Genomic DNA, 24,767 nt, shown 5'->3' with positions numbered 1-24,767 from the left:
AAAACACTTTGGAGGGATTTATTATGAAAATCGGAATTATCGGAGCAACTGGTAAAGCAGGAAGTCGTATTTTAAAAGAAGCATTGGATCGCGGACATGAAGTAACTGCAATCGTAAGAAATGCTGCAAAAATTACAGAAGAAAACGTAAAGGTTTTAGAGAAAGACGTATTCTCTCTTACATCTAACGACTTACAAGCATTCGACGTAGTTGTAAATGCATTCGGCGCTCCAGCAGGCGAAGAACACCTTCACGTAGATGCAGGAAACGTACTTATTGAAGCTATGAAAGGTGCACCAAATACAAAATTACTTGTAGTTGGCGGCGCTGGAAGCTTATTTGTAGACGAAGAGAAAACAACACGTGTATTTGAAACGCCAGGTTTCCCAAAAGAATACCTTGCAACAGCTCAAAACCAAGGTAAAAACTTAGAAATTCTGCAACAAACTAACGATATTACTTGGACATTCATCAGCCCTTCTGCACTATTCGCATTAGGAAAACGCACTGGTTCTTATACAGCTGGCAAAGACAATCTTCTTGTGAACGCAAAAGGTGATAGCTACGTAAGTTACGAAGACTTCGCAGTAGCAGCACTTGATGAAATCGAAAATCCAAAACACGTAAACGAACGCTTCACAGTTGTTTCTGAAGCTGAATAATAAAGAAAAGCTCGTAAAACATAGTGTTTTACGAGCTTTTTATTATTGTACTTGTTCTAAACCATTTGGAGTAATCTTGAAGGAAATCTCTTTAAATTTCTTCGCATCTCCTTTTCCAAGTAACTCACCAGTTTTATACCAACTTAAACGATCAGATTCTGCATGATACACTTTTATCGTATCCCCATACTGGAATGGCGTACCGTTTACTTGCTCAGCAAAATTCTTTGAAGTTTCTTGTCCTTCTGCTGTTACATGTTTTTTCTCTTTTCCATTTCCATCATAAATTGTAAGACCTATATACTGTTCATTTACAAAACGATAATGAATTGTATCATTTGTAAATGTTGCATGTAATTTCTTTTCATCCTGGTTTAATGTAACAATCGAACGCGTTACATTGGACACACCTTGATATACTATACTATCTCCATATGTAACTTCTACAGGAACTTCTGTCACTTTCTTATTTCCAAAGCGATCTTTCGTTTCTACTTTTACTTTTTGTTCACCGATTTTTGCCGTATCCAGTTTTTCTACAAAACCGACTACTTCTCCACCTTTTACTTCAACAAACTTCTTCGCATCTAATGTTTCACTGTTTGTTCCGATTACCACTTTTTGTGGCAACGCTTTTACTTCTTGCTGCGCTCCCATTTGTTCAAAACCTTGCGTTGTCACTTTAAAGAACACTTCGTTAACACCATACTTCGCATCAATGAATTCATTCTTTTTATACACTTTAAAACGATCAAATTCTTTTTGATAAATTTTTACTATATCACCATATTCAAAAGCCATACCATTGAATTGCGCTGCAAATTCTTTTGTATTTTCAGATGCTTTTACTGTTACTTCTTTTTTCTCTTGCCCATCTTTATCATATACAGCCATCGCCATATACTTTTCATCTTTAAATGAAGTATGCATTGGACCTTCTGAATCTGTTGTACTGAATTTCTTTTCTTCATGATTTAATGTAACAATCGATTTAATATTCGTTCCGTCGTGCCATGTACCGAAGAACATAATGCTATCTCCGTAAATCACTTCTACTGGCACTTCTGTTATTTGCTTATTTCCGAAACGATCTTTCGTTTCTACTTTTACTGTTTGTTTACCGATTTTCATTGTATTTGGTTTCTCCGCAAATCCAACTACTTCTCCGCCTTTTACTTCAACAAAGTTTTTCGCATCTAGCTTTTCAATTTCTGTTCCGACTACTACTGTTTGTGGCTTTGCTGTTACTTCTTGTAGCATGTCCATTCTCTCAAAACCTTTTTCTGTCACTTTGAAGAATAGTTCTTTCGTTCCTTGTTTCTCACCTTGACCAATAAGATTGTTATTTTGATACCATTTCAAACGATCTGGTTCCGCATGAAATACTTTCACTACATCTCCATACTCGAACTGCATACCATTCACTTGCTTCGCAAAGTCCTTTGAAGTTTCTTGCCCTTCTGCTGTTACATGTTTTTTCTCTTTTCCTTCTCCATCGTATAACGTCATTCCCATGTATAGCTCTTTATTAAAATATTTATGGATTTGACTATCCATATCAGTCGCATGGAATTTCTTATCATCATGCTTTAAAGTTACGATTGAAGCAATGTCATTGTTATATCCCACATATGCGATACTATCTCCATACGTCACTTCTAATGGTACTTCTGTCACTTTCTTATTTCCAAAACGATCTTTCGTTTCTACTTTTACTTTTTGTTCACCGATTTTTGTTGTATTTGGTTTTTCTACAAATCCAATTACTTCTCCATCTTTCACTTGAACAAAGTTTTTTGCGTCTAATGTTTCACTGTTTGTTCCGATTACTACTTTTTGTGGCAACGCCTTTACTTCTTGCTGGGCCCCCATTCGCTCAAAGCCCTTTTCTGTTACTTTAAATAATAATTCTTTCTCTACCTTTGCCTTACCTTGACCGATAAAGTCATTATTTTGATACCAATTAAAGCGATCTGATTCAGCGTGATACACTTTCACTACATCACCATACTCGAACTCTAACCCATTAATTGATTTCGCGAATTCTTCCGCATTTTCAACACCTTTTACTGTTGCTTTCTTTTTCTCATTTCCATTTTGGCCTAGTAATGAGAATTCAAAATACGTGTCTTCTTTAAAATAATAGTGTACTGGATTTGAATCGGCCATCGCACTAAACTTTTTCTGATCATGTTGCAGTGTTACGATGGATTTAATATTAGTATCATAATTAAGCCCTTTAAATACTAAACTATCACCATAACCAATATTCACTACAACAGGAATGAAATTCTTATTCCCTTTTTCATCCATAATCTCTACTTTTACAGTTTTTTCTCCAACTTCGGGCTTATCTTGCATAATTACGCCCGTTGTTTTGACACCCTTCCCTAAATTCTGTACGAGTTCTTTTGCCTTTTTCTCATCATATGTAGTACCAATTTCTACATTTTGGATTTTTGTATCATTCGGCTCACCGTATGGAACCTCATATAATCCAGTTTGTTTTTCACGAATTGGATTGCTGTCTGTAGATAACCATATTTCTTTTTCTAATTTCGGTAAATTTAATTTCTCTATCTTGTCTCTAGTATCATCCTTTGGAGTTAATCCCCATTTTTCAAAGAAAGGAGTTAAATTTTGACCAACCAGCTTTGATGTCATGTAAATAAACAACTGCTTTTTCTCTTCATCAGATTTAGGCATTTCTGTATTTTGTAACATACGATACATCTGATGTAGTTTCGGATAAAATTGATCTCCATATGCTAAGTGCAATTGCCAAAACATAACTAATTTCTCGAATTCATCCATCTTCTCTTGTGCATCTGTTTGACCTAAATAAGCAAAAGCTGCCTTGTAGCGCTCCTCTTCTTCCAGCCTCGTTTGATGACCAAACTTAGTTTGAACTGCTAAAGAGTAAATATTAACGGTTACCTCTCCCAGGTCTTCCCACTCCCAAGGTGCCTGCTGATGTAAATGCCCAACTTCATGCCAAGGCCCCCATCCATCAGTTTTTAACTCTTTACTGTCTAATACATACTTCATCGCATTCTTAACATAAGAAGTGCGGTAATAGTATGCATTCATCCAATCGCCCTCTTCTGGATATCTATTTTCAACAAATTGAACATAGTGTTTTGGCGCTTTCGCCACTCCTACACTCTCTTCAGATAATCCCGAAATCTTATTTTCTATGCGAATGATTTGATCATGCAGCTTCAATAATTCTGTTGGATCTGTATTTTTCATATAATCTTGTACAGCATCATAGCTTGATGTGATTAGGCTTCTTTCTCCTCTTAATTCCACTGCATATGGATTCTCATACTTTTTCAGCATTTCATCCCAATCTTTTTTCGTATGCTTTCCTAATATGAATAATGGAAAATGACTTCCACCATTAGTAACTTCAGCTGTGATATCACCTTGATTGTTCGGGTTATAGAAATACAGTATCCCGCCCACTGGAGATGATATTACATTTTCACCAGGTGTTAAATCAAATTCCTTAGGGTCTTCTTCATCATACGCATGTGTTCCTATAAAAGCTTTAATAGACTTATCACCTTTTATTTTAATTTTCATTTCTTCATTTGGCTTTGCATAAATCCCAGTTGGTTCATTTGCCGCTAGTTCCCAGTCCACCTTTAAACGATCTCGTTCCTCAGTGACATCACCTTTTCCAGGCACATAAAACGTCCTCTGCTCCAAACGACTCTCTTTGCTCTCTTCCAACTTTCCACCTTTAACCTCTTCCAAAGGCGCTGCATATCCTTTTGATGCTTCAAAAGCTACTGGTGATAATAATGTGGATATGCATATACCAGCTACTAATACCCTACTCTTTTTCTTCTTCGACATAATCTGTGTCCCCTGTTCCTTTATTTAGAAAAACCATCCTATATATTTATTTAATGAAAAATCCTATTATTTTTATAAAAACATGTAATAAATAGACGAATACCTCGCGCACCTGTATCTATTACTACCGCATTTCCCTCCATGTATTCGCTTTCTTACTTTGTAAAATTTTTATGTAATATGTCCTCCTCACTTCTCTCTATTTGTGATGAGTTCTATTCGTACATAAAAAGAGAATAGCAAAAGATATCATTATAGTATTGTCATCTATACATCTAAAAATAAAAATAGCAATAGAATCTTACATTTTCTTCATATATGACCATCTATAGGTAGTTTTTCCAACTGAATTGTACATGCTTTCTACTTTGTTTGATAGCCTTTTCAATTAGAATAATGTTACAATTTTGTGAATTTAATCAGTTAATCTTAACGTTCGGATTTTATTATATTTGAATATCTTTCACAACATAAAAACAATGTTTTATTTGGTTAATAATTATCTTAATATAATTTCATGTTTCATAGATAAAAAGCATTGGTGTTAACCAATGCTTTTTTATCTTACCTTTTATATTGATTTGGTTTATGCGGTTCGTTTGGAGTATGTGGTTTATTATTATCATGACCATTTCCTTTTTTCCAACTCACTGATAACTCCGGACTTGTTTCTTCTTCACTACGCTCAAGTAATACAACTGCATTTTGAATTGTTGGTGTACCTTTATGCGCAATGCCTTGTAGCTTCGTTAATTTCCCGATTACTTTAAAGCTAAATCCACCAGCTGGTGTTTGTTTCGGAACTAAAATGCGGAACTTTTCTCCTACATTAAATTCCGTTTTTGCTTCGCCTTTTTCATTTACAAATTTCGCTCCCGCTGGTGCACCTGTTGCTTGCACTTTATACGTTCCACTTTTTGCATTTGTTTCTACTGTATATAAGCCTGTTTCAAAGAAATCATTTTTCAATACTGCTTCTTGTTCTTCTGTAGGAGTTACACTCATTGTAATTTCTTGTAACTCTTCACTAGCACTTGCTTTTGCAACGATATCTTTCGTTACCTTTTCTACATTTTTATTGCGGAAATCTAAATCATTAATATCGATTTGTTTTAACGCATTCCATACTGCAAGCTGCGTTGCATAATGAGCTTCTCTCCAATCAGAAACACCTAATTCTTGCGGGCTCTTTTGTGGATATCCATTTAATAATACACGGTATACGTTAATATCCACTTTCCCCATTTCCGGTAAATCTTGACCGCTTGGAGATTTTAAATCTACATTTAAGCAAAAAGCAATTTTGCCATCTGCCGTTTTAATAAGCTCTGTTCGGATTGGTTTCTTCTTAGACTTACTGTAACTCCAATCCATTTGATACTTTGTATGGTCCATGACTTCTGCGAATGCTTTTTGAAGCGGGAATAACACAAATAAAACACTTAAAAACATAGCTAAAAGTTTGAACGATTGCTTTATATTCATGTTTACAGCCCCTTATAACAAACTTGATACTAAGTAGTATTTATTTAGAAACTATTTTTATGCAAAAAAAAGAGTGCTTTTACGCACTCTTCTTTCTTACCCTAATCTTAGAAATCGAAGTTATCAGGATCTGGACCAACGCGGTGATTTTGGTTTAACGCATCGATTTTTTCCATATCTTCTTTCGTTAATTCAAAGTTAAATACATCAGCATTTGCAATGATACGGTGTTCTTTCGTTGATTTTGGAATTGTAATTACTCCATTTTGAAGATCCCAACGTAAAATCACTTGCGCTGTTGTTTTACCGTGTTTCTCAGCAATCTCTTGTAATGTTTCGTTATCTAATAATTGACCTTGCATTAATGGTGACCATGCTTCCATTTGAATACCTTGTTCTTTACAGAAAGCTTGTACTTCTTTTTGTGTTAAACGAGGGTGGTATTCTACTTGGTTAATCATTGGCTTGATTTCTGCATCTTTCATTACATCTTGTAAGTGATGTACTTGGAAGTTACTTACACCAATTGCACGTACGCGCTTTTCTTTATAAAGTGTTTCTAACGCTCTCCATGTATCTTTATATTTTCCTTCTACAGGCCAGTGAACAAGATACAGATCTAAATAATCTAGTTCTAATTTTTTTAAGCTCTCTTCATATGCAGCAATTGTTTCTTCATATCCTTGATCTGCGTTCCATACTTTTGAAGTGATGAATAAATCTTCTCTTGAAATACCAGTTGCTTCGATACCTGCACGGATTCCTTCACCTACAGCTTTTTCATTTCCATAAATTGCAGCTGTATCGATGCTGCGGTATCCTGCTTTAATCGCTGATTTTACAGCTTCTACAAGTTCTGGTCCTTCTTCTACTTTAAATACACCTAAACCGAACCAAGGCATTTCTACACCGTTATTTAATACTGCTTTACTTTGTAAGTTTTTCATTTTATTTTCTCTCCTTTTATTTTACTTGATCTCTTTTTTCTAATGTCATGCTCCACGCTGTTAAAATCACAGCGGCTACTACCATAAGGCCACCTACCCAAGCAGTATGGATTAATCCTAAAGAATTCGTTACAAGGCCACCTATATAAGAACCTAAAGCGATCCCTCCGTTAAATGCGGCAATATTAATTGCTGAAGCAACATCCACCGCACTCGGAACAAAGCGCTCTGCCAATATAACTACATATACTTGTAGCCCCGGAACATTCATAAATGCGAATAGTCCCATGAAAATAATTGTGATTAATCCAGCTACTTTAAATGGCGCTGTAAATGTTAAAACAAATAGTATAATCGCTTGAATCAAGAACATGTAAAATAGCGCTCGAATCGGATTATGATTCGATAATTTTCCGCCGACCATATTCCCTATCGCAATTGCAATGCCATACACTAATAAAATGATCGTAACTGTACTCGCTTCAAATCCTGTTACTTCTTGTAATAGAGGTGATAAATACGTAAATGTTACGAATGTACCGCCGTATCCAAGTGCAGTAATAATGAAAACAAGTAACAGTCTTCCATTTTTAATTAGTTTGAATTGATCACGAAATGATACAGGTACACCATTTTTTAAATTAGATGGGACGAGTATACTGTTTGCGATAAAAGCAATAATTCCAATTACGACAATCGCCATAAATGACGCTCTCCAGCCAAATTGTTGACCGATAAACGTTCCAATTGGTACACCTGTAATAGTCGCAACTGTTAATCCAGTAAACATAATCGCAATGGCGCTAGCACGTTTATTCTCTGGGACGATTGCAGCCGCAATTGTAGATCCTATCGACATAAACACACCATGTGCAAACGCAGATACAACCCTTGCGATAATTAATATAGTGAAACTTGTTGCTACTGCCGCGATCCCATTACCAATAATGAAAATAACCATAATCCACATTAATAATGTCTTTCTCGACATACTAGCCGTTAGCGCTGTTAAAACAGGAGCTCCTACTGCCGCACCTAATGCGTATAGGGAAACAGTTAAACCAGCTGTTGTAACAGAAACATTTAAATCTTTTGAAATAGATGGTAATAAACCGACACTAATAAACTCGGTCGTACCAATCCCGAACGCACTAATTGCTAGTGCTAATAAAGCAAACATACTTCTTCGATTCGTCTGAACTTCCGAAGATGGTACTGTATATGAACTCAATTGAATTCCTCCTTATTACAAGAAATCCAATCATAATAGTGCGATAAAAAGGCCCTTTTATCTTCTAAAAAAATATTTAATCTCTACAAATGCTATTATGAATGGTTTCATTCTTTTTTTGAAGAACGCACTTTAAAGTACGATAGGCACCAAAAAGTAACATAGTCACTTTTCAGTACCGTACTACTCATTTGCCTCTTACATGTGCTATTATGAAACATATTTAACATGATAAAAAGTACGTACTTTAAAGTGCTATAGGTACTAAAAAGTAACATTTGTATGATTTAACTTATTTTACTCACAATGGGAGGGTTTCATATGAAGCAATACAATATTCCTGTAGAGGCAACTTTAGAAGTTATCGGCGGCAAATGGAAAGTTGTTATCCTTTGTCACTTAACGAAAGGTACAAAGAGAACGAGTGAATTAAAACGCTCAATGCCTGGTATTACACAAAAAATGTTAACACAACAATTACGTGAATTAGAAGACGACGGCGTTATTCAAAGAAAAGTATACAACCAAGTCCCACCAAAAGTAGAATATTCTCTTACTGATTACGGCTGGTCTTTAGAATCCATTCTTGATTCTCTTTGTTCTTGGGGCGAATGCCATCTTGAAAAAGAAGGTAAGACATCGATGCTAATTGCGGAAGGCGAATAATAGGAAAAAGGAAAAAACGAACATGAATTTGTTCATTTTTTCCTTTTTTTCTTATTATATATGTACATTTCTAATTGAAACAAAATATTTTATACGCTTTCATACCTTGTCAGTACTACGTTATACGCTCGATATGAAATAATTAGGAATCATTTTTATGTTAACATAGGTGTATATAGTATATAATATAGGATATATATTATATACACTTTCCGGTAACGGAGCTTTTCCATTATGCGGACAAGCCATATATCGGACAGTTCATAAATAATAAGTAAGACGTTATGGTTTTAGATTTATGTTTGCAGCTTACTTGCTGTCATAAATTTAAAGGCATTTTATTGTGTTTTGTGAAACTTTGTATAAAGTTTCGTAACCGTTTACTATCTTACTTATCAAAAATAAGAGTATTGCTATCGTAAAGGAGAATTGGAGATGCCAGAAACTATGACTCAAACAAAGCCAGAACAAGAAACTGTACAAATTTCTGCTAGCCAAGGACAACTTGATGTACTTGATCAGTTGTTAAAACCTGAGGTACAAGAATCATTAACAACACTAGTAGAACAGCTTCCAAAATTAACTGAGCTTGTTAACATTTTAACTAAGTCTTATGACTTCGCTCAAACTGTTGCTACTGATGAAGTATTAAAAAGCGACACTGTTGGTGCAATCACAGAGCTTGTAGAACCTGTAAAAGATACAGTGAAAAGCATGGCTGCTACTGCAATCGAAGCGAAAGATCGTGCTGACGAAAGCAACGAAGTTATCGGCCTATTCGGTCTTTTAAAATTACTAAAAGATCCACAAGCACAAAAAATGTTCCGCTTTGTGAACGCATATCTTCAAATTAGTGCAGAACGTAACAATAAATAAGTTAACTTATAACAACAATTAGTAAAGACGGGGGATATCATACTATGTCAAAACAAATTGTCATCTTAGGCGCTGGTTATGGCGGTCTTCTTGCCGCTTTAAACGTACGTAAATATTACAGCAAATCAGAAGCACAAGTTACAGTAATTAACCAATACCCAACACACCAAATCATCACTGAACTACACCGCCTTGCAGCTGGTAACGTGTCTGAGCAAGCAGTTGCAATGCCACTTACAAAGCTTTTCAAAGGTAAAGATATCGATCTAAAAATCGCAACAGTTGAGTCATTCTCAGTTGATAGCAAAGAAATCAAACTAGCTGGCGGCACTACTTTATCTTACGATGCACTTGTAGTTGCTTTAGGAAGTAAAACTGCTTACTTCGGTATTCCAGGACTAGAAGAAAACAGCATGGTATTAAAATCTGCTGCTGATGCAAACAAAATCTACAAACACGTTGAAGATCGTATTCGTGAATACGCGAAAACGAAAAACGAAGCTGATGCTACAATCGTAATCGGTGGTGGCGGATTAACTGGCGTTGAGCTAGTTGGTGAGCTTGCTGACATTATGCCTAAACTTGCAAAAAGCCACGGCGTAAATCCAAAAGAAGTTAAACTTCTTCTTGTTGAAGCAGGTCCAAAAATCCTTCCAGTATTACCAGACCACTTAATCGAACGTGCAACTACTAGCCTAGAAGCACGCGGCGTTACATTCTTAACTGGTCTTCCTGTAACAAACGTTGCTGGCAATGAAATCGACTTAAAAGACGGTCAAAAACTTGTTGCTAACACATTCGTTTGGACGGGCGGCGTTCAAGGTAACCCACTAATCGGTGAATCAGGTCTTGAAGTAAACCGTGGTCGTGCAACAGTTGATGCATACCTACAATCTACTTCTCACAAAAACGTATTCGTTGCTGGAGACAGCGCTGTTGTCTTCGCTCCAGACGGACGTCCATACCCACCAACTGCACAAATCGCTTGGCAAATGGGTGAGTTAATTGGATACAACTTATACGCAGCACTAGAAGGCAAAGCATTCGAAGAGTTCGCACCTGTAAACTCTGGAACACTTGCTAGCCTAGGACGTAAAGATGCGGTTGCTACAATCGGAGCAAGCAATACTCCACTTAAAGGCTTACCAGCATCATTAATGAAAGAAGCAAGTAACGTTCGTTACTTATCACACATTAAAGGTCTATTCAGCTTAGCTTACTAATCTGAATATAAGCCCGAATCATGCCCTGCATGGTTCGGGCTATTTTTATCCCACTTTAATGGGCAGTAAGACCCCCACCTCAAAATTCAGCGAAAGCAAAGCAGTTAGGTGGGGGGCGGGCTGCCCATTAAAGTCCGATTGGTGAGGGCTGATAATCAGTGGGGATGAGGAAAACCCCCACTGATTAAAGTTTCACTTTATCCGTAATTTTCTCTAACTTATTTATTCGGCAAAAAAATTATATACCCTTTAAATTTATCTAAATATACTGACTCTTTATAATGAAAGCTGTCCCGTTCGGAACAGCTCTTATTGTCGCTTTTTGTCAGTAAATCGATATATCGGGGAAATCGCTGATATATTCGGATTTGCGCTGATATATTTTGAAAATCGCCGATATGTTTCGAGTTACGGTCGATATATTCAAAAAATCGCCGATATAACTTTTAAACCTTCTTCATTATCCTAACTTCACAAGGCTGTAGTTCTTCTTCCCTTTACGAATAATAATAAATCGTCCATCAAATGAATTCTCTACCGTAACATCCGTACCTACATCCGTTACTTTTTCGCCATTCATAGAAATAGCTCCGTTATTAATATCTTCACGCGCTTGTCGTCTAGATGGTTCAATTCCTAAATCAACTAGCCATTCTACGATGTTTTTCGTCTCTTTTGAAGACTGGAATGTTGGCATTTCTTTAAAGCCTTGCTCAATTTCATCAGCTGTTAACGATTTAATATCTCCGCTAAATAACGCTGCTGTAATTTTCACAGCTTGCAGCAATGCTTCCTCTCCATGAACGAATTTCGTCATTTCTTCCGCTAATACTTTTTGCGCTTCACGTTTATGAGGCTCTGTTTCTACCTTCACTGCCAATTCATCGATGCGCTCTTTCGTTAAGAATGTAAAGTATTTCAAGTATTTAACTACATCACGATCATCTGTATTCACCCAGAACTGGTAAAATTCAAATGGTGTTGTTTTTTCAGGATCAAGCCAAACTGCACCACCTGCTGATTTACCAAACTTCGTACCATCTGATTTCAATAATAACGGAATCGTCAATCCGAATACTTTTGCTTCGTGCCCTTCTAACTTACGAATTAAATCTAAGCCACTCGTAATATTTCCCCATTGGTCACTACCGCCAATTTGCAATTGAACATCCTCTTTCGTGTATAAATGATGGAAGTCCATCGCTTGCAAAATTTGGTACGTAAATTCTGTGAAAGAAATTCCTGTATCTAAACGACTTGCTACGATGTCCTTTGCTAACATGCTATTAATGCTAAAGTTTTTCCCGTAATCACGTAAAAATTCAATAATATTTATTTCATGTGTCCAGTCGTAGTTATTTACCATCTTCACTTCGCTATTTCCGCCAAAATCAAATAGCTTTTTCATTTGCGCTGTTAACGCATCCACATTATGTTGAACTACTTCTAACGTTTGAAGTTGGCGCTCTGATTGACGCCCACTCGGATCACCAATTGTTCCTGTTGCTCCGCCAATTAAAATAACTGGATGATGGCCAGCTAACTGGAATCTTTTCATCATCATAAACGGAATCAAATGTCCGATATGCATACTATCACCAGTCGGATCAACTCCGCAGTATAGCGAAATCTTTTTCTCTTCTACTAGCTTACGTAAACCTTCTTCGTCAGTCTGTTGATTAATGGCGCCGCGCCATTCTAATTCATCAATAATGTTCATCTTTTGTCATCCCCTTTATTTTTAAAAACAAAAAATCCCTATGTCTATGACATAGGGACGATGATTCACCGTGTTACCACCCAGTTTGTATAAATAGCATAGCTACTCATACCACTCTTAGCAATAATATCGATTGCCAATCCGCTTAGCATTACCTAAGATACTCCAGAGTGTAATTCGCAAATTTGTTTGTGCTAGGTTCCAGCATCCCCTAGCTCTCTCGTTAACAGTGACAAACTGCTACTGGGCTCTTTCAACGTATGTTATTTGTTAAATTATTAGCCATTATATTGAATTGAAAACAAATTGTCAACAATACCCAAATATTATTTTAAAATAATTCGCAGTTTCATACGTATATGTTATTCTTTATCTTCTCCAATAATCCTTACTTCACGCTCTAACTTCACGCCAAATTTCTCTTCAACTGTTTTTTGTACGAAGTGAATTAAATCGATGTAATCTTGTGCTGTTCCGTTATCAACATTCACCATAAATCCAGCATGTTTTAGAGAAACTTCCACTCCACCAATTCGCTTACCTTGTAACCCTGAGTCTTGAATCAATTTACCAGCAAAGTTATTTGGTGGGCGTTTAAATACACTACCACATGAAGGATATTCTAGAGGCTGTTTTGACTCACGTTTAAACGTTAAATCATCCATTTTTGCTTTAATTTCTTCATGTACACCTTCTTCAAGTTCAAATCTCGCTTCAAGAATAATGTAATGGTTGTTCGCAAATACACTCTTACGATATCCAAATTCAAATGCTTCTTTCGTCAAAGTACGTAGCTCTCCATCACCTGTCATTACGACAGCTTCTGTTAATACATACGAAATTTCACCGCCGTATGCACCTGCATTCATATATAATGCTCCGCCAACTGAACCTGGAATACCACAAGCAAACTCAAGCCCTGTTAAGTTATGTTCTAATGCAATACGTGATACATCAATAATTGCTGCACCGCACTGTGCTACAATCGTCGTTCCTGTTACAGTAACACCTGTAATATGAATTAAACTTACTGTAATCCCGCGAATTCCACCATCTTTAATAATAACATTCGATCCATTTCCTAAAAACGTAACTGGAATATTATATTTGTTCGCATATTTAATAACTTCTTGAATTTCATCATAATTTGTCGGCGCAACGAACACATCTGCTTTTCCACCAACTTTAATATGCGTATGATTCTTTAACATTTCATCTTGTTTCACATGACCTTCAGGCAATACCGTACTTAAATATTCATAAACCTCTTGCATATTCATTTTACGATTCCTCTATTTCTATATTCTTTTTATCCCGTTATACGGGCCCATAATATCCCCACATACATGAACGAACTTAAAGTGGTGGATACAGTGTACCCAAAATCAATTCGAGACACCTATTAACCTCTTAATTTATAAGAGGTGCCACTCATATTAAAATATATATTGCATAATAAAGCAACCCAAATGGGCTACTAAACTTGACATGTCATCAGAAAGACAACAATTTGTAAAATATATTACTTTTTCAAAACACTACCCTTCAGTATCTTACTATACCACACGAAAATAAAGTGGTATTTTTTTGTAATCTTTACTTTATTTTCATCAACAAAAAAGATGCTTTTACATAGGTAAAGGCATCTTTTTCATTACTTATTTTAAATTACTTTTCGTTCTCTTCTTTTTCTTTATCAAACCATAACAGTTCATCGTTATCCACTTCACCATTATAATTGATTAAGATTTCTTCTCCTGCTTTTATATCTTTATAAGCATAGAAGTTAAATGTATGATTCTCAAAGACAATATCATACGTCGCATTCGGTGTATATGAATGATTGAATAACATGCCGTATCCTAAAAGGATTGCCGTATGATTAATCCCATACTCAAATGCGTAGTCAGCAAGTAATGTTTTCTCAATGTGTTCATGCTGTTCATTCGGATAAGAGATAACTGGCGCTGCGTGTATCAACTCACCTTTTTTAATATCACGAGTTGCAAATACACCTCTATTAAATTCTCCATCACTAAGTTCAGAAGTCTTAACTTCGATCATATACGTCACCTATTTAATTCTTTCTTTGAAGTATTTTAATTCCGCTATTAGCTGAATTTCATCTTCTTAAGCTTGGCAGAAAACGAGCAGAAAAGCAATTAAAATCCGAGCAAGTCTTCGTTTAAATGAAAAAAGGGCACAAACGTTGTGCCCTTTTTAAGTGATATTACTTTTCTAAAATATCTTCTAACAATTTCACTTGCTCGCTAACAGTATGTAATGTCTTCACAGATGTATCATTTCGATGTTTTTCTTCTTCCACACTTGCTAACACTTCTTCTGTAGCCGCAGAAGTTTGCTGGATTACATTGGAAGCATGTGTAACATCCTTTACGATATTCGTCGTTTTAACTTGGAAACTTTCTTGATGACCGACGATTTCTCTCATTACATCATTAATTTCATCAATAAATTTCCCTAAATCCGTTACATTTGTTAAAACACTTACTAGCATTTCATTACATTCTTCTTGTACTCTTTCTGATTTCTCTACTTGCACTTCTACCTTACTTGCTTGATTACTAAAATCCTTCAAAATCCCTTGAATTCTTCCCGCAGAACGATTCGATTCTTCTGCAAGCTTTAATACTTCATTCGCTACAATCGCAAATCCTTTCCCATGCTCACCTGCTCTTGCAGCTTCAATATTTGCATTTAAAGCTAGTAAACTCGTCTGACTTGAAATATTCGTTATTACATCTACAATCTCATTAATTTGCTTCGACTGCATCATTAAATCTCTAAATATAACTCCTGATTGTGAAACAACATCATTTAAACTTTTCATATTTACTTCAAAGTTTCTTAAAGTATGTACACTACCCTTTGAAATTTCTAAGCTTTCATCAATACGAATCGATGCATTTCTTACTTGAGAAATGATTTGTTCAATATTTCCCTCCATATCATTCAATACTTCTACCGAACGATACATCATCTCTGATTGTGATTGCGTACCAACCGCAACCTCTTCAAAAGCGAAATTGATTTCACTCATTGACTCCATCGATGTATTCATATTTTGTCTTAAATAATTGAAATTACGATCTAGTTTTACAACCGTTTCCTCAATAAGTCTTTGCGTTTCTTCTAATTCCTGAGCTTTTCTCATTACTTCTTGCTTCTCATCACTTAAACGAGCCAGCAAGTTAGAGCCAATCTTCGTGACGCCCCACATTGCAATCGTAACAATCGCTAACAAACTTGCGAAGTTTGCAGCTTCAGATGCAGCTGTATAAGCAAAAAATTTCTCTGGCCAATAACTACAAAGAATAAATGTGATTACAACTGCCACTCCGCCTAGAATTACAACGAGACGTTCACTTAAATAAATAAGTGAAACTGCTAGTGTAAAATAGACCATTTGAAATACAGCTGGGCTTTCATTAAAAGCTTGTACCATAATGAAAGACATCATAAGCAACATAAATGTCATGATATATTTATACGTCGTTTCCATGCTTTTTATAAAAGTAAGAAGTGTTCCAAATACAACGACAGAAATGCCACAAACCCAAAACGCGATTGCTCTCTCTGTAAAAATATATCCGTAATACCCAATTGCGATGATTCCAAGGAAGAAACTACAAATCGTAATAAACAGCAATAAATGATTTTTCTGTGATTCTTTCTCAAGGTTAGAAAAACAAGTTTTCTTTAACCATTCCATATATAGTCCCACCTTCTGCACTTAATTACTTCAGCTTAAATACCGCACTCACTGGGTTATGATCACTATTTTCAAACTTTAAATCTTTTCCTTGCACATTTACAATCTCAACATTCGGTGAAACGATAAAGCCATCAATAATCGTGACGAAGTTTTCACCTTCTACATATTTCTTCACATCGTCTCTCACTGTCATAACAGACGGGTCTACAGCCCATTTAAAGCCACCATCAGTAAAGTCCTTCGGTAACTCTACTAACCACTCAGGACGCTCCTTCACAAACTTCGGATCACTTAATTGAACATCAGAAACTAATTGATTCCAATCTCCGCCCATTATTACGTAATCACCATTTTTATAATGCTTGTTCATATATTCTTTTAAAAACTCTACTTGCTGTTTTCTAATTTTCCCGCCTTCATCGTACGCAGACAAATGTAAGTTTACGAGTCTAACATGCTTTCCATTATTAACAGGGATTGTATGTTCAACAATCGCCCGATCTAAATCAAATAAACGCTTCGGCCAAGGCTCCATTCCAGGAAGATGGAATCTCTTCGCTTCTTGAACAGTGTATTTAGAAAACGTACTTAACCCAGCCTCCGCATATCCCATTGGATTTGTTATTGGCACTGGAACCCATTTCGTATCGTAGTTCTTGCCAAATGACGAAACATAATCAGGTAATCCTTTTTTCAAAAATTCATGTTCATTCACATCAAATGATCGAAGTGATTTTATATCAACTTCTTGTAGTAGCGCAAAATCACTATTCTCATTTTGTAAAAACGAAAGCATATTCTTTAGGTTAACTTTCGTTTGCTCTTTACTACTTGAACCAGATCCCTTTCCCCCATCCATAAAGAAATCTTGCTCCTTATCTAATCCAGCATATCCAATATTAAATGTTGTAACTTTAAATTCATTTCCTGTCGCTAATACGCGCTCTTTATTATTTTCCACCTTCAAACTTACACTATCCGCAGGCTGTTCTTTAGTAAGTGTCATATACCCTAAAAAACCACCTACAACTCCCAATCCTACTAAAATACATATAAGTACTATTTTTAATAATTTCTTCAAATAAACGCCCCTTTTCTAAAACACATAACTTAATTATCTTTATTTTCAGTTAACTAAAACTGAATGACAGACATAAGAAATATTTTATCATATCAAAAACCTTATATCACTATATTTAGTTTATAAACAATAACTCTTGCTCTTACATTATCAAAAATACAAAATCCCCTAACTCCTTCACTGGAAATCAAGCGCAATGTTTAGTACACTATATGTAATAATCATAGGCGATGGAGTTCGCCATAAACGCTGCTTAGCTAATGACTCCTACCAGTATAACTACTGGTAGGAGTCTATTTTTTTGAGCAAGCTATTTAAAGAGGTGAGAAAATTGATTTATATTATCGTCGGCATTGCCGGTATATTAGGGGCCCTTTCTCGTTATTATTTAGGTCTTACTATTCATGAATCTTGGCATTATACATTTCCACTAGCTACATTACTGATTAACTTAGTCGGCTGCTTCTTATTAGCGTGGCTGACTACGTATATCGCTAAGCTCAACATCTTATCTTCAGATGTAATCACAGGCATCGGGACAGGATTCATTGGTTCTTTTACGACGTTTTCAACATTTAGTGTAGAAACTATTCAATTGATCAATCATTCCGAGTGGAGCATAGCCTTCTTATATGTATCATGCAGCATACTTGGTGGCCTCATTATGTCTGGACTTGGCTATACACTAGGTAATTTCTTACTTAAGAAACATCTTACGGAAGGTGATCACTTATGATAGAAGCTTTATTAGTCGCAACAGGAGGATTTTTCGGTGCGATTACGCGATTTGCAATTAGCAATTGGTTTAAAAAAAGAAATAAAACTTCCTTTCCAATTGCTACATTTCTCATTAATATAACAGGAGCGTTTTTACTCGGATATATAATTGGCAACGGAGTCACTACAGGTTGGCAGTTATTATTAGGTACTGGATTTATGGGTGCATTCACAACATTTTCAACGTTTAAACTAGAATCTGTTCAGCTTCTCAATCGTAAAAGCTTTAGCACATTCCTTTTATATTTAAGCGCTACTTACATAATTGGTATCCTCTTCGCATTCCTTGGAATGCAGCTAGGCGGAATATAAAAAAGAAAGCGACTCTTATCAGTCGCTTTCTTTCATAAGAAATAAGTCCCACCATATGGAATGGAAAAGAAACTAGCTGGATACACATCATAATTCACACTTTGCATCGGAAATTGTGAGTATGGCATATACTGTCCTTGCATCATTTGTGCCAAATATGCTTGTTGCTGCATTTGAATCGCTTGATTCATAGCATGAATGGTCTCCTGCGCCCCAGCGAGCGTAATAGCTGCTCCCACTTGTCTACCACTATAAAAATAATGATTCATTATGATTCAACTCACTTATTATTTTTCTTCCATATCGTATGTTTCTATTTCATGGTGAGTGTTTTATTCCAATTAACGAGTTCCCTACTATAGCTCTTCCAAACGGTTATTTTGTGCCAAAGTATGCCTTTTGGAACATACACATTCTTATCGCATTATGATAGTTACCGTCAACGAAAAACTCGTCTAACAGTTCACCTTCCACCATAAATCCAACCTTTTTATAAACATGTACAGCTTTTTCATTTTCCTTATCCACCACTAAATAAATCTTATGCATATTTAATACAGAAAAAGCATAATCCATCGCTAAACGCGTCGCTTCCGCTGCATAACCATATCCTTGATAATTTGGATCAATAATAATTTGGAATTCTGTTCTACGGTGAATATAATCGATTTCCACTAACTCGACTAATCCAACCATTTCATTGTCTTTTTCAACGATAAATCGGCGTTCGCTTTGATCATGTATATGTTTATCGTATAAGTCTTGCAGCTCCACAAATGCCTCATACGGCTCTTCAAACCAATATGACATAATATGTGCATTATTATTAAGTTCGTGTACAAACTTTAAATCTTCTCGCTCTAATGGACGCAATTTCAATTCCTGATTCATTTCTATAACCTCCAAGTAAAAGAAACCTCTTCACTTAATTTCTCAATTTTTTTCAATTTCAAACGCCCTAATTTTATTGTAAACCTTTAAGTAACTTGAAGGTCAAGATGTAAAAAAGTAGTGCAAACTTATGTCTGCACTACTACTCTTTTCTCAAATCTCTCATATTTGATATGTATAAAGCAATAACTAAAACAAGAATCGCTCCTGCGTATAATAACGTCTCCATCGGTTCCTCATGAGACACAATAATCAATCGAATTAACGCCGTGATTCCGATATAAATGAAATAACGTAACGGGAAATGATAGTTCGACCTGAAATACTTAACAATTAATAAGATAAATCAATACAGACAAGGAGCTTAATTGAATTGTTAGAAAATCCACATAGATTAGACCAGTTTTAAACTGCATTTCTATAGACCTTCTCGCTAAAAAATAAAACTATCCCATAAAAATAGAAACACCCCGAATTATAGTTTTTTTAAGCACCTATAATCCAGGGTATTCTTTATTTTGTTTCTTTTTATTATTCTATCGAGTTAGCAATTCCAATCAACTCTTCAGTAGTAAACTTACCTACATCTTTTTCACCTATTAAAGCATAATATAAATTATCTTTTGGACTATTGAATGCCAGGACTTGAGCTGCATCACCTTCTGCATATGTTGCTTCTATACCATTACTCAATCTTACAATTTCCGTATCATAACCCGTCGTATCAATGTTTGTTTCAGTCCCTATTACATTAAAAGTTATTCTTTGAGAAGCATCATTATTCTCGTATCTGTGAGTATAAAATTTTGTTCCCTCTGAAGACTCAGATAGAGATGTTGCTATATATTCTCCAGCTTTATTATCCATAAAATTTGTAATGCCATAATTTATTTTTTCTAACATACCTTGATTTTTTTGTTCATCTCTAAAGATTACTTTCTTAGGAAGCTTTACATCTTTAGATACCGACTTATATAATTCCCTATCTGTATTTAAAGCATATGCTTCTACTTTTTCTTCACTAGCCTGTACCTTGTCCTCCATTCCACTGACTAAACACATACTAGTAGCTAATCCGCTAAATAAAATCACAGCTAGTAACTTTTTATTAAATTTCATTTAGATCTCCACCTTTTCATAATATAAATTTAATATTTAAAAATCTGCACATATCTGTATTGAACTCCATTACCAGCTCCAGAACTACGAGCATCTGTATTTATATGCAAGTTAGAAGATGTTGCATTAGGTAAATTAAGTCCCCAAAATGGTTCTGGATTATTTCGTAACATTTTATTATAAGCACTTAAAGGATAGTGCACATTAGAACTCGTTTTACTTTGCGCCCAAAAACTTTGTATATAAGGGTCACCAGATTCAATACTGGTTCGTAACTTTATCGCTATTAAACGTTTGTCTTTACTAATAGTACTTGTCATTGATAAATTCCCACTACCACCACCGCCAGAAAAACCGGCACTATTTGTATAAGAACCACCACTTGATCCAACATTATACTGTTTATATTTATCAACATAACTACCTGCACTAACCGACCCTAAAGACGAAAAACCTATAAAAGTTGCTAATGCCCCAATTCCACAAATCTTTTTTGCCCTTGAATTTCTCAAAAATTTGTTAAACATGAATCACATCACTCCTTTTTAGATTTTTTTGTTACAAAAACATCATAAACTAATATAAAAATTCCATGTCGAAATTTACAACTTATTAACGAAAAAATGAAAAAAATGCAGATATTTACGGTAAGTTAATAAAAAAACAAATTATCCTTAACCTCCCCTAGATCCATGTAGGCTAAAATATTATTGTGAACGTTTTTCTAAAAATTAAGAAAAGGAGCTAAATCTATGAAAATACAATATAGAAAGTATGCGTTATCTGTAATCTCCCTAGCCTTATTTACTCTTATTGGTTGTACTAATAATGAGAAAAAAAACAATACAAACGAGACATATACTTTTGAGGATTCCAAAAAACGTGGTGATATTATTGAAAAAAACAATAAAGTTTATAACATAGAGAAATTAGATAATTTTGTAGAAAGCTATAATTTAAATCAAGGCGATTCAGTTAGAATTACTAAGTTTAATAACGAGAACGAGCCTATTATTATTGATTTAACTATGAAAAAAGAAAAAGATTCTACTTCCATCTATTATGATGTCGACTACACAAAAACAAATGAGAAACATGATGAAAATCAAGAGATTCAATATTCAAATAATACATGTCAAAAGATAAAGAAAGATATTGAAGATAATAAAGTAAATTATAAATTAGAATGTCCTGACACTATTCATTTGATTACAGCCCCAAAATAATAAGATGACAAATTGCAAATAAAAAGTAGTGCAAACTTATGTCTGCACTACTACTCTTTTCTCAAATCTCTCATATTTGATATGTATAAAGCGATAACTAAAATAAGAATTGCTCCTGCGTATAATAACGTCTCCATCGGTTCCTCATGAGACACAATAATTAATCGAATTAACGCCGTAATTCCGATATAAATGAAATAACGTAACGGGAAATGATAATTCGATTTAAAATACTTAATGATTAATGCTATGAACTCGAAGTATAAGAAATAGACGATGATACTTTCAACTAATTTATATGACGTATACTTCTTCGCTGAAAATATGTATTGAATAAAAGTAATCGTCTCATTAATTAAAAAGATAGATAAGACAATGGATAATATAATTAGCGCTATATTTAATATCCACTGTAAAACACTCGCGATAAAATGATCAATATTGAATGATTTCATTTTCTCATTAAACTCCCCTTCGTATAAGTACTTATTCATTATAGCAAAATTATAATTGGAGGTGGGTTAAATCATAGGTTCGTCCTTTGTTGGTGCCGGTGTGTGGGATGTTCATTGTTTGGAGGAGTCTTTTAACCGCAGAACTAGATTGCATATTAAGAAAATCCCTCAACTTGCTATTAGTAGTTATCATTCCAAACAGAAGTGTGTAGTCTTGTACAGCACGTAAATGAGCATTTTTAGACGTACTATTACAGTTTGAGCAGCGCCATCCCTGTTTTTCTTTTAACATTGCCATTGTAAAACATTCCTCACATTGCACGCCCTTTAGCAATTCCTCTTTTTTCACTTTATATTGTGCAAGAATATTTTGTCGCTGCGGAATGTGCTCATTCATAATTTGATTTATAAGTCCATCTACATTATCAATTACGTCTTCTTTATATTGACTTTCCATTTGCTTAATTCTATTAGGTAAATTTGCACCGTGGATAATTTTATTAGGAAGCATTTCATCTGAAGTTTTAATAATTGTACGAGGAGAACTAATTACAACGAGAGATTCAATCGGAATATTATATAAACCATGCAAACTCAGCCATTTTCTCAGCTGCATCTCTTGCCGTTTCACTTGTAAAAGCGGATCTGGAAAACCCTCTTCTGAAGTACCATCTGCGATTCGAATGAGTTGATTAAACTTTGCATCAAAAATTAACGTACCAATGATATTTTTTATTTCAAGAAAAAGAAGAAAACATGAGGAAACTATGAGGGCATCCATTTGAAAATAATGTTTCTGATCAAACAATCTGATGTCATGTAAAATGCTATATTTTGTTTCAGATAGAAAACTAAGCGGATATTCAATTGCCTGCTCTCCTTTATAGCCAGCCATAAATTTCGCTAGACTTTCAACCACCACATTTCTTTTTGGATGATGAGCAGGCAATCTTCTAAGTAAAGCTTCTAATTGAAGCAAATGTACGGACATTTTCCGTTCTTTCACAATCATCTTTATTCCCCTCCAAAATATATCAGCGATTTTTCAAATATATCAGCGCAACTCAAATTATATCGGCGATTTTCGAAATATATCGTCGCAATCCAATTTATATCAGCGATTTTCATAATATATCGACTTACCGACAAAAAACGACACAACATACACACATAAAATCCTATACACAGTATAGCATCACATCTAAAATCGCACTGTAAGCATAATATGAATCCGCCCATTTAATTACGTCGTTTTCAAAATGAGAGATTTACATTCACCTCATGTAAAAGATTTTTTTATAAATATGAAAATTTTTTAGGAATTAGTTTATCTTTTTTTAATGTTTTATTTAGAGGCAGTTTATACTCGAATATTAACATAATAAACATAGTAACTATTACTATAATCACAAACCGTACAACTTACATTTATAAAATGAGGAGACGATAAAAATGAATAAAAAAACGAAAGCACTATCATCTATATTGCTCGGACTCACAATCGCACTAACCGGGTGCGTTGGTACGAAAGCCGAAGAAAATCATAGTAAGCCGAAACAAGAACAAGCTGCTAAAGAAACAAAAAAGGAAAACAAGTTAACGAAAGGCCAAAAAATGGCTAACATTCTTAGCGACACAAATTGGCAAGGTACACGAGTATTAGATAAAGATAAAAATGACTTAACAAAAGAAAATGCAAACTTCATTGGTCTTGCAAAATATGATGCAAAGTCTGGAAGATATGAATTTTTTGATGCTAAAACAGGTGCAAGTCGTGGCGATAAAGGAACTTTCTTTATCACAAATGATGGGAAGAAGAGAATATTAATTTCAGAATCAATGAAATATCAAGCTGTTGTTGATATGACAAAGCTAAATAAGAATATATTTACTTATAAACGAATGGGGAAAGATGCTAACGGTAAAGATGTAGAAGTTTTCGTTGAACATGTTCCATATAAAGAAAAAGAGCTTTCTTTCACTGATCCGGACAAGCAGCTGAACACAACTACAGGCGATATCGTTAAAAACGTTGATGGAGATAAAATTTTAGGCGGAACCCTTTGGCACGGAACAAAAGTATTAGATGAAGCTGGTAATGATGTAACACAGTTTAATTCGAATTTTATAAGTCTAGCAAAATTCGATGACAAATCTAATAAATATGAATTCTTCAATAGCGAAACAGGCCAAAGCCGCGGTGACTATGGCTACTTCGATGTTGTGCATGAAAATAAAATAAGAGCTCATGTTTCAATTGGAAATAATAAATATGGTGCGGCTCTTGAACTTACTGAACTAAATAATAAGAAATTTACTTATAAAAGAACTGGTAAAGACCAAGCAGGGAAAGACATCACTGTATTTGTTGAACATGAACCTTATACAGGTGATATGAAACCACAATTTAGTTTTTAATTTGTTTGATTAAAAATCTATATTTGATATTTAGAACATGAAGAAGCATAAGCTGACCAAAACGGTCAGCTTATGCTT

General features: G+C 34.9%; 23 protein-coding genes, 1 pseudogene, 1 riboswitch and 1 other annotated feature. Of the genes and pseudogenes, 8 read left to right on the top strand and 16 right to left on the bottom strand.

Going from position 1 to position 24,767, the window contains the following annotated elements; translation table 11 throughout:
• Nucleotides 1-23 precede the first annotated feature (23 nt).
• Nucleotides 24-662: an NAD(P)-dependent oxidoreductase gene (locus PDQ40_RS26025; RefSeq protein ID WP_000689898.1), complete on the top strand. Its 639-nt coding sequence runs from the start codon at nt 24-26 to the stop codon at nt 660-662.
• 42 nt (nt 663-704) lie between these two features.
• On the opposite strand, the gene PDQ40_RS26020 is transcribed toward PDQ40_RS26025, so the two are convergent.
• The 4 genes from PDQ40_RS26020 to PDQ40_RS26005 all read right to left on the bottom strand — a co-directional run bounded on the left by PDQ40_RS26020 (nt 705) and on the right by PDQ40_RS26005 (nt 8,138).
• Nucleotides 705-4,526, bottom strand: coding sequence for a putative mucin/carbohydrate-binding domain-containing protein (locus tag PDQ40_RS26020; protein WP_270691739.1), 3,822 nt, complete (start codon nt 4,524-4,526; stop codon nt 705-707).
• 564 nt (nt 4,527-5,090) lie between these two features.
• Complete coding sequence (locus PDQ40_RS26015; protein WP_001022541.1) at nt 5,091-6,011, bottom strand: thioester domain-containing protein; 921 nt, start codon at nt 6,009-6,011, stop codon at nt 5,091-5,093.
• Between the two features lie 107 nt (nt 6,012-6,118).
• On the bottom strand, nt 6,119-6,958 hold the full coding sequence (locus PDQ40_RS26010) for an aldo/keto reductase (protein ID WP_000793537.1): 840 nt from the start codon (nt 6,956-6,958) through the stop codon (nt 6,119-6,121).
• Between the two features lie 16 nt (nt 6,959-6,974).
• Nucleotides 6,975-8,138, bottom strand: coding sequence for an MFS transporter (locus tag PDQ40_RS26005; protein WP_163262942.1), 1,164 nt, complete (start codon nt 8,136-8,138; stop codon nt 6,975-6,977).
• A gap of 372 nt (nt 8,139-8,510) precedes the next feature.
• Between PDQ40_RS26005 and PDQ40_RS26000 the strand changes: the two genes are divergently transcribed.
• The 3 genes from PDQ40_RS26000 to PDQ40_RS25990 all read left to right on the top strand — a co-directional run bounded on the left by PDQ40_RS26000 (nt 8,511) and on the right by PDQ40_RS25990 (nt 10,954).
• The gene (locus PDQ40_RS26000) at nt 8,511-8,855 is read left to right on the top strand and encodes a winged helix-turn-helix transcriptional regulator (protein ID WP_000816344.1); all 345 of its coding nucleotides are present in this window, start codon (nt 8,511-8,513) and stop codon (nt 8,853-8,855) included.
• 435 nt (nt 8,856-9,290) lie between these two features.
• The gene (locus PDQ40_RS25995; protein WP_001115309.1) at nt 9,291-9,731 is read left to right on the top strand and encodes a DUF1641 domain-containing protein; all 441 of its coding nucleotides are present in this window, start codon (nt 9,291-9,293) and stop codon (nt 9,729-9,731) included.
• 44 nt (nt 9,732-9,775) lie between these two features.
• The gene (locus PDQ40_RS25990; protein ID WP_000043204.1) at nt 9,776-10,954 is read left to right on the top strand and encodes an NAD(P)/FAD-dependent oxidoreductase; all 1,179 of its coding nucleotides are present in this window, start codon (nt 9,776-9,778) and stop codon (nt 10,952-10,954) included.
• A 460-nt stretch (nt 10,955-11,414) separates the two neighbouring features.
• Here PDQ40_RS25990 and tyrS read toward each other — a convergent pair whose 3' ends face one another.
• The 5 genes from tyrS to PDQ40_RS25965 form a co-directional block, all read right to left on the bottom strand.
• On the bottom strand, nt 11,415-12,674 hold the full coding sequence (gene tyrS, locus PDQ40_RS25985) for a tyrosine--tRNA ligase (RefSeq protein ID WP_001021076.1): 1,260 nt from the start codon (nt 12,672-12,674) through the stop codon (nt 11,415-11,417).
• Nucleotides 12,675-12,724: 50 nt separating this feature from the next.
• Nucleotides 12,725-12,940: a binding site (T-box leader), on the bottom strand.
• Between the two features lie 96 nt (nt 12,941-13,036).
• Nucleotides 13,037-13,954 (bottom strand): UDP-N-acetylmuramate dehydrogenase, encoded by a 918-nt coding sequence (murB, locus tag PDQ40_RS25980; RefSeq protein WP_001057091.1) that lies wholly within the window; start codon nt 13,952-13,954, stop codon nt 13,037-13,039.
• 388 nt (nt 13,955-14,342) lie between these two features.
• Nucleotides 14,343-14,738, bottom strand: a complete 396-nt coding sequence (locus PDQ40_RS25975) for an SET domain-containing protein (protein WP_000573649.1) — start codon at nt 14,736-14,738, stop codon at nt 14,343-14,345.
• Between the two features lie 166 nt (nt 14,739-14,904).
• A complete protein-coding gene (locus tag PDQ40_RS25970) occupies nt 14,905-16,407 on the bottom strand; it encodes a DUF4077 domain-containing protein (protein WP_076868883.1) in 1,503 nt (500 codons plus the stop codon).
• A gap of 25 nt (nt 16,408-16,432) precedes the next feature.
• Nucleotides 16,433-17,491 carry an endonuclease/exonuclease/phosphatase family protein gene (locus PDQ40_RS25965; protein WP_270691738.1) on the bottom strand — a complete coding sequence of 353 codons (1,059 nt, stop codon included), beginning with the start codon at nt 17,489-17,491 and terminating at the stop codon, nt 16,433-16,435.
• 217 nt (nt 17,492-17,708) lie between these two features.
• Nucleotides 17,709-17,768, top strand: a riboswitch (Fluoride riboswitch).
• A 54-nt stretch (nt 17,769-17,822) separates the two neighbouring features.
• Here PDQ40_RS25965 and crcB (PDQ40_RS25960) point away from each other — a divergent pair.
• Nucleotides 17,823-18,227: a fluoride efflux transporter CrcB gene (gene crcB / locus PDQ40_RS25960; protein ID WP_000639336.1), complete on the top strand. Its 405-nt coding sequence runs from the start codon at nt 17,823-17,825 to the stop codon at nt 18,225-18,227.
• Entirely contained in the window at nt 18,224-18,580 is a 357-nt protein-coding gene (crcB, locus tag PDQ40_RS25955; protein WP_270691737.1) for a fluoride efflux transporter CrcB, read from the top strand. Before crcB (PDQ40_RS25960) ends, crcB (PDQ40_RS25955) begins: the two co-directional genes overlap by 4 nt.
• 32 nt (nt 18,581-18,612) lie before the next feature.
• Here crcB (PDQ40_RS25955) and PDQ40_RS25950 read toward each other — a convergent pair whose 3' ends face one another.
• The 5 genes and pseudogenes from PDQ40_RS25950 to PDQ40_RS25930 all read right to left on the bottom strand — a co-directional run bounded on the left by PDQ40_RS25950 (nt 18,613) and on the right by PDQ40_RS25930 (nt 21,102).
• On the bottom strand, nt 18,613-18,852 hold the full coding sequence (locus PDQ40_RS25950) for a DUF3947 family protein (RefSeq protein ID WP_033671843.1): 240 nt from the start codon (nt 18,850-18,852) through the stop codon (nt 18,613-18,615).
• Nucleotides 18,853-18,955: 103 nt separating this feature from the next.
• Nucleotides 18,956-19,471 (bottom strand): spermidine N1-acetyltransferase, encoded by a 516-nt coding sequence (speG, locus tag PDQ40_RS25945; protein WP_001071086.1) that lies wholly within the window; start codon nt 19,469-19,471, stop codon nt 18,956-18,958.
• A gap of 142 nt (nt 19,472-19,613) precedes the next feature.
• Nucleotides 19,614-19,817: pseudogene (locus PDQ40_RS25940) on the bottom strand (phosphate-starvation-inducible PsiE family protein); the annotation flags it as partial.
• A gap of 185 nt (nt 19,818-20,002) precedes the next feature.
• Complete coding sequence (locus PDQ40_RS25935) at nt 20,003-20,590, bottom strand: DUF4367 domain-containing protein (protein ID WP_270691736.1); 588 nt, start codon at nt 20,588-20,590, stop codon at nt 20,003-20,005.
• A 29-nt stretch (nt 20,591-20,619) separates the two neighbouring features.
• Nucleotides 20,620-21,102, bottom strand: coding sequence for a hypothetical protein (locus tag PDQ40_RS25930; protein ID WP_237711990.1), 483 nt, complete (start codon nt 21,100-21,102; stop codon nt 20,620-20,622).
• Between the two features lie 240 nt (nt 21,103-21,342).
• On the opposite strand from PDQ40_RS25930, the gene PDQ40_RS25925 reads away from it, so the two are divergent.
• Complete coding sequence (locus tag PDQ40_RS25925) at nt 21,343-21,816, top strand: DUF4362 domain-containing protein (RefSeq protein ID WP_270691735.1); 474 nt, start codon at nt 21,343-21,345, stop codon at nt 21,814-21,816.
• Between the two features lie 50 nt (nt 21,817-21,866).
• Here the strand turns inward: PDQ40_RS25925 and psiE are convergent, their stop codons facing one another.
• Together psiE and PDQ40_RS25915 are read right to left on the bottom strand one after the other, a co-directional pair.
• Nucleotides 21,867-22,271, bottom strand: coding sequence for a phosphate-starvation-inducible protein PsiE (psiE, locus tag PDQ40_RS25920; RefSeq protein ID WP_000834703.1), 405 nt, complete (start codon nt 22,269-22,271; stop codon nt 21,867-21,869).
• Between the two features lie 49 nt (nt 22,272-22,320).
• Entirely contained in the window at nt 22,321-23,283 is a 963-nt protein-coding gene (locus PDQ40_RS25915) for a nuclease-related domain-containing protein (RefSeq protein ID WP_270691734.1), read from the bottom strand.
• A 440-nt stretch (nt 23,284-23,723) separates the two neighbouring features.
• Here PDQ40_RS25915 and PDQ40_RS25910 point away from each other — a divergent pair, with 440 nt between their 5' ends.
• Complete coding sequence (locus PDQ40_RS25910) at nt 23,724-24,689, top strand: DUF4822 domain-containing protein (protein ID WP_076868885.1); 966 nt, start codon at nt 23,724-23,726, stop codon at nt 24,687-24,689.
• Nucleotides 24,690-24,767 lie beyond the last annotated feature (78 nt).

The sequence above is a fragment of the Bacillus cereus group sp. Bc061 genome (assembly GCF_027715825.1).
Lineage (GTDB): Bacteria > Bacillota > Bacilli > Bacillales > Bacillaceae_G > Bacillus_A > Bacillus_A paranthracis.
The sequence above is the reverse complement of the archived record's forward strand: the minus strand, read 5'-3'. Positions and strand labels throughout refer to the sequence as shown.